This is a genomic window from Sharpea porci (assembly GCF_009695655.1).
Taxonomy (GTDB): domain Bacteria; phylum Bacillota_I; class Bacilli_A; order Erysipelotrichales; family Coprobacillaceae; genus Sharpea; species Sharpea porci.
Genome location: NZ_VUNM01000052.1, coordinates 1 through 5,689 on the forward strand (window position 1 = coordinate 1; position 5,689 = coordinate 5,689).

Here is a 5,689-nt window from a genome sequence, read left to right on the forward strand (position 1 = left end):
TCAGAGCAAATTGAGATAAACTGTTTTTCGTCACTATAAATTTTTTTGAGGTTCCTTGAACCTCTTTTTGTGCTTCTAAGATAAATAAATCAAAATATACCCTTGACTACTGATAGTAAATCACCTCATAAACGGAAAGCAAGACTTAATGGTCTAGCTTTGTAAAGATAAAGGAAACACCTACTTCTCTATTGACAGCTGTGACTTTATAGCCATACATCTCAGCTGTTTTAGAGACAATTGATAAGCCTAAACCAAACTGTCCTTTGACCCCTTTGACATAGGGTGAAAATAAGTCTTCTAGGCGATCTTCTTCAATTGGGTCACCATCATTATAGATTTCTAGATAATCCTTGTGTAGCGTAATTTTAATAACACTCTTGGCATATCTGAAGGCATTTTCAATAATGTTCTCGATTGCTATACGCCAATGATCGCTATTGCCTAAGAATGATACATGATCAAGTACTGTTTCAATCTGTAAATCATTCATTGCATTCATCTGTGTCACAATATGTTCAATCAGTTCTTTCATATCAAAAGGTACTAAGGACTTTTCCTCAGAACCTATATAATCCAACCTATTCAGATACAACAACGTCTTAACCTTATGTTCAAGACGATCCGCATTCTCAAGAATAATATCCATACTTGCTTCTTTTGTACCATAGGGATAGATATCGTCTTTCACAGATTCACTATATGTTTTAATAAGCGCAATCGGTGTTTTTAAGTCATGGGAAATATTATGAATCATTTCCTCCTTGGCTTTCTCTTGGCGCTCAATATCTTCTTTCATATCAACAATCGCATCAGCGACAATACCTATTTCATCTTTTCTCTTAACATTTAATGTGCTCTCTGTATGATTCTTAATATTATCGACATAAGCCTTAATCTTTCTTAACGGATTAATCAGTGAAAGAACCCATAGAATCAATACAAGTGCTGATAAAGCCAAAAAGCCATACTGAAGATAGATAATTCTTGCCTGCATACTTGTGACTAAATCATCGGAATAATCTGATGAAAGCAAGGAAACAATATACGTATTCATATTTTTATTTTTGGAAACGCGATAATAATAGGTTTGTTGGCCATAAGTACGTTTGTCTTTTATGACACGATGATGGGGATCGTTGATAATACTCTGCAGGGCACCACTTGAAAGAGCAGAAAGCATCATCCTGATATTGTCAGGAAGATTACTATTGTTATCATTATTGTCAAAATCATAGGCACCAGTTGTGGCATTATAGATAAATGAGAATGAGTGAGCGACCATTCTTCCTGGCGGTGCAGAATGGAAATAAGCATAGGAGTTTTGGACTTCTTCAAGCTTATTATACATTTGTTTATCGATAATCGCATTCATGTTGTAATCGACAAGGGGCATTAAGAGCGCAACATCCAGGATTGCCAGAATTCCAAATACTATAAGAAGCTGCTTAATTAAAGAAAAGCGTTTCAGCATCAGTCTAAGCGGTATCCAAACCCATAAATAGTCTTAATATTGATTTCTGGCATTTTCTTTCTCAAACGTCTTAATGTATCATCGACAACACGATCACTACCAAAATAGTTTTCATCCCATACCTTGGTTAATACTTGTTCACGACCAATCGCAATCCCCTTATTCTTGACAAAGTAGATTAATAATTCATATTCCTTAGTCGTTAAATCAATTTCTTGACTGCCAAAAGAAACTCTACGCTTATTTTCATCTATCCGATAACCATCTACTTCAATATATTCTAGATTATCCTTATAAACACGCTTAAGTACATTGTGAACACGCAATAAGAATTCCTTCATATTGAATGGCTTTGTGATATAGTCATCACTACCTTTTTCCAAACCAATAATACGATCAAAATCCTGGTCTCTTGCACTCATGAAGATAATGGGCATATCAGGCTTTCTATTCTTTATTTCATTGAGCAAATCAAAGCCACTATTTTTATCAAGCATGATATCCACAATCCATAAATGAACATCATCCTCAACATGCATTAAAGCTTCTTCATATGTATAAAAGCTATAAGCCATATAGCCTTCTTTTTCTAGATAAGTACGTACTAAATCATTTAAATTCTTTTCGTCATCTATGATATTAATCTTATACTTCATATGTCATCACCCCACTTCACTATAGAGAAAATATTGCCATGAATAATGGCAATATTTTGTGAAATCATGTGATACTTTAATCTTCTACAGCATATCCTTTTTCCTTGATCACATTCACAACTTTAAGAACATGTTCATGACATAATTCTTCAGTTGGTGCTTCGACCATAACACGGATCACTGGTTCTGTTCCTGAAGGACGCACTAAGGCACGGCCATTACCTTCAAGGTCACTTGTTACTTTCTCTACAGCTGCCTTGACATCAGCGTCATCTAAAACAACTGTCTTATCTTTAACACGTACATTGATAAGAAGCTGTGGGAAGATCTTGACGGGTTCAATAAGCTGGGCAAGTGTTTGCTTCTCTTCAATTAAAGCTTCCATGACCTTTAATGATGTTAAAATACCATCACCAGTAGTTGCATGCTTACTAAAGATGATATGGCCACTCTGTTCTCCACCAATGACATTACCTTCAGTCACCATGTTTTCATAAACATATTTATCACCTACAGCTGTCTGAGCATAACCAATGCCTTCAGCATCTAAAGCTTTATAAAGTCCTAAGTTACTCATAACTGTGGTAACAATCTTGTTGTTGGCAAGTTCACCATGTTTCTTGAGTTCTTTACCACATACATAAAGAATAAGGTCACCATTGACTTCACGGCCGAATTCATCAACAGCGATACAACGGTCAGCATCTCCATCATATGCGAAACCAATATCTAATGCATTTTCAACGACAAAACGTTGTAAGTTTTCAATATGTGTAGAACCAGCATTACGATTAATATTTAGTCCGTCAGGTTCATTGTTGATGACATAAGTTTTTGCGCCAAGTGCATCAAAAACAGCCTTTGCGATTGAACTTGATGAACCATTAGCACAATCCAAGCCAACCTTGAAGTCTTTGAATGCACGTGTTGGAATACTCATGAGATAACCGATATAACGGTTACGTCCCATTGAGTAATCAACTGTACGACCAATATCATCACGTAAAGCATGTGGTACTTCACCAGTTAAGCCATCAATATATTCTTCAATTTTCTTTTCAATTTCAGCTTCAAGCTTCATACCCTTGCCATTAATAACTTTAATACCATTATCATAGTATGGATTATGTGAAGCTGAGATCATAATACCTGCATCAAAACCATCAGTTCTTACAATATAAGAAACAGAAGGTGTTGTTGTGACATGAAGCAAGTATGCATCAGCACCTGAAGCTGTTAAGCCAGCAACAAGCGCATATTCAAACATATAGCTTGAACGTCTTGTATCCTTACCAATGACAATTTTAGCCTTATGATTACGACCAAAATAGTAACCAAGATAACGTCCAACCTTAAATGCATTTTCGACTGTTAAATCGACATTAGCTTCTCCTCTAAATCCATCAGTTCCAAAATACTTTCCCATTGTTATTCTCCTTTTTCTATAGTCATATCAATATCTACAGTATCCTTAGACATTTTAGTAATCTTTTCATCTTTATTCAAGCTTAAACCTGATAATGTTGTTGAACCAGCTAAGCCTGTAATATCCACCGAACAAGTAATCGTATTAATATCACCAATATCAGAACGTTTACCATAGATTGTTACAGTTGTTGGTGATAAACGATAACTCTTTAAGGAATATCCTGCAGCTAAAGTACCGCTAAATGTTGGCTGAATTGGTACAACCTTTGAGTATGTATCAACACGGCACTTTGCGACAACACTTGATGGTGCAATTGTACAATTGACTTCTTTACCATTCGCATCATATGCCTTGATTGCACATTTCTGGCTAAAGCTTTTATCTTTATCAGCGATATCAATAATGGCATAAACATGATCTATTCGATTTAAAGTATCTTCTGATGCCGAAATCTGTACTGCTGATTTTGATAAACTCGTGACACTCACTGCATATTTTTCATCAAATGATTCTTGATTCTTAAATTTATAACCTAAATCAAATGTCTTTGTGACCTTAGGTGAAATTTTAATCGTTGTTGTTTCTGGCAGAATCATAACTGTTAAATCATTATCGAATCCACGTGTTCTTAAATTGACAGTATGAGTACCTTCACCATAATCTGTTAGATCGGCATAGACACTATAGCTCTTTGTAAGCTGGGTTGTGTAAATATCAAGCGAAGGACCAATTAGCCCTATTGTCACACTATCAGGTATACCGGATACTTCATAGCCTTCTTTCAAACCTTCCACATTAACCGCAACATTCTTGATTGTTGTCCCGCTTGTTGTTTGACTAATCACTTGCCCACCTGTAGAAGTCACATAAAGAACAATAGTGAGGACAATGGATAAAATGATAACAGCTCTTTTTGATAACAGAATATGATCTAAAACTTTATTAATCGAATTATAAATATTTCCAAAGAACTGAATTGTTTTAACTTTACGGTCATTAAATTCTTCTTTTTGTTCTTCTTCTTTTTCTTTTTCCTGTTTTTCTTTTTTCATATATTTCAAAAAGAAGTCTGTTGATGAATCATTATGATTAATACGATCATTCTTATTACTCATGATGTTCACCTTCTTTACCATACCAGTCTAATTCACTAATGAGCTGTGCACGCAATTCTTTCGGATTCACTTCTCTTATATCACCATCTGTACAAAAAGAAATACGTCCTGTCTCTTCCGATACAACAACTGTGAGTGAATCATTTAATTCACTAATACCAATAGCTGCGCGATGACGCGCTCCATAAGATTGAGGAACTTCTTTTCGTGTTGGAGGATAAAAACAAGCACTAGCAGCAATCTTATCATTTTTAATAATGGTCGCACCATCATGTAATGGTGTCCCTTCATAAAATATCGTCGCCAACAATTCTGCTTTGATATCCGCTTCAAAAATAACACCCGTTTTCATATATTCCGTTAAATCCTGAGTACGTTCAAAAGTTATTAAAGCACCCGTATGTTCTCTACTCATACGACTGATACCAGTCACAAGTTCATTCATAATACGATCACGTTCATCACTTGAGAGATGATGAGTATACTCATTTTTTGTCGCTCCCATTTTTTCTAGCGCACTTCTAATTTCTGGCTGGAAAATGATGATAATAGCTAAAACACCCCAGGATAGAATGGCATCAACTAAAGAATTAAGGGTTGCTAAGCCAAAAAAACTCGTTATCGCCTTAGCGATTAAAATCAGAATAACCCCTTTAAAAACCTGCAATGTTCTCTGACTCTTTTTAAAGTTTGTTATTAAAAAGTAAATAAGAAAAAAGACTCCTATAAGGTCAACACCAACTCTTAGAATTTGTAATATTGTATCAAGTTTCATATCCAGAGATAGGATGGATAAAACATTCATTTAATTCACCTCAGCTTGCTCACATTATATCATCTTTCCCATTTATTGAAAACCAATAGTCCATAACGCGATGAGAAAACAGGCAAAAAGAAAAAGGACCTTCCGGTCCTTTGCCTACCTGGCAGAGCGCTATTGTCGCACTTGCGCACTATCGTCGCCGCTGCGGCGCTTAACTTCTGTGTTCGGGATGGGTACAGGTGTGCCCGCCGC

At 35.7% G+C, this 5,689-nt stretch carries 5 protein-coding genes and 1 rRNA gene; all 6 read right to left on the bottom strand.

The window, feature by feature from the left end; translation table 11 throughout:
- Positions 1–145: 145 nt before the first annotated feature.
- Complete coding sequence (locus FYJ79_RS12115) at positions 146–1,474, bottom strand: sensor histidine kinase (RefSeq protein WP_154518851.1); 1,329 nt, start codon at positions 1,472–1,474, stop codon at positions 146–148.
- Entirely contained in the window at positions 1,474–2,130 is a 657-nt protein-coding gene (locus FYJ79_RS12120; protein WP_154518853.1) for a response regulator transcription factor, read from the bottom strand. Before FYJ79_RS12120 ends, FYJ79_RS12115 begins: the two co-directional genes overlap by 1 nt.
- Positions 2,131–2,206: 76 nt before the next feature.
- Positions 2,207–3,556 (bottom strand): phosphoglucosamine mutase, encoded by a 1,350-nt coding sequence (gene glmM / locus FYJ79_RS12125; RefSeq protein WP_154518855.1) that lies wholly within the window; start codon positions 3,554–3,556, stop codon positions 2,207–2,209.
- A 2-nt stretch (positions 3,557–3,558) separates the two neighbouring features.
- Entirely contained in the window at positions 3,559–4,674 is a 1,116-nt protein-coding gene (locus tag FYJ79_RS12130) for a CdaR family protein (protein WP_154518857.1), read from the bottom strand.
- On the bottom strand, positions 4,667–5,479 hold the full coding sequence (cdaA, locus tag FYJ79_RS12135) for a diadenylate cyclase CdaA (RefSeq protein ID WP_154518859.1): 813 nt from the start codon (positions 5,477–5,479) through the stop codon (positions 4,667–4,669). The genes FYJ79_RS12130 and cdaA overlap by 8 nt, the downstream gene beginning before the upstream one ends.
- A 116-nt stretch (positions 5,480–5,595) precedes the next feature.
- Positions 5,596–5,689, bottom strand: a 5S ribosomal RNA gene (rrf, locus tag FYJ79_RS12140); the annotation flags it as partial.

Excerpts from the sequence above, each read along its gene's own strand:
- FYJ79_RS12120 (WP_154518853.1), bottom strand. The coding sequence starts at position 2,130 with ATGAAGTATAAGATTAATATCATAGATGACGAAAAGAATTTAAATGAT.
- FYJ79_RS12130 (WP_154518857.1), bottom strand. The coding sequence starts at position 4,674 with ATGAGTAATAAGAATGATCGTATTAATCATAATGATTCATCAACAGAC.
- FYJ79_RS12115 (WP_154518851.1), bottom strand. The coding sequence starts at position 1,474 with ATGCTGAAACGCTTTTCTTTAATTAAGCAGCTTCTTATAGTATTTGGA.
- cdaA (WP_154518859.1), bottom strand. The coding sequence starts at position 5,479 with ATGAATGTTTTATCCATCCTATCTCTGGATATGAAACTTGATACAATA.
- glmM (WP_154518855.1), bottom strand. The coding sequence starts at position 3,556 with ATGGGAAAGTATTTTGGAACTGATGGATTTAGAGGAGAAGCTAATGTC.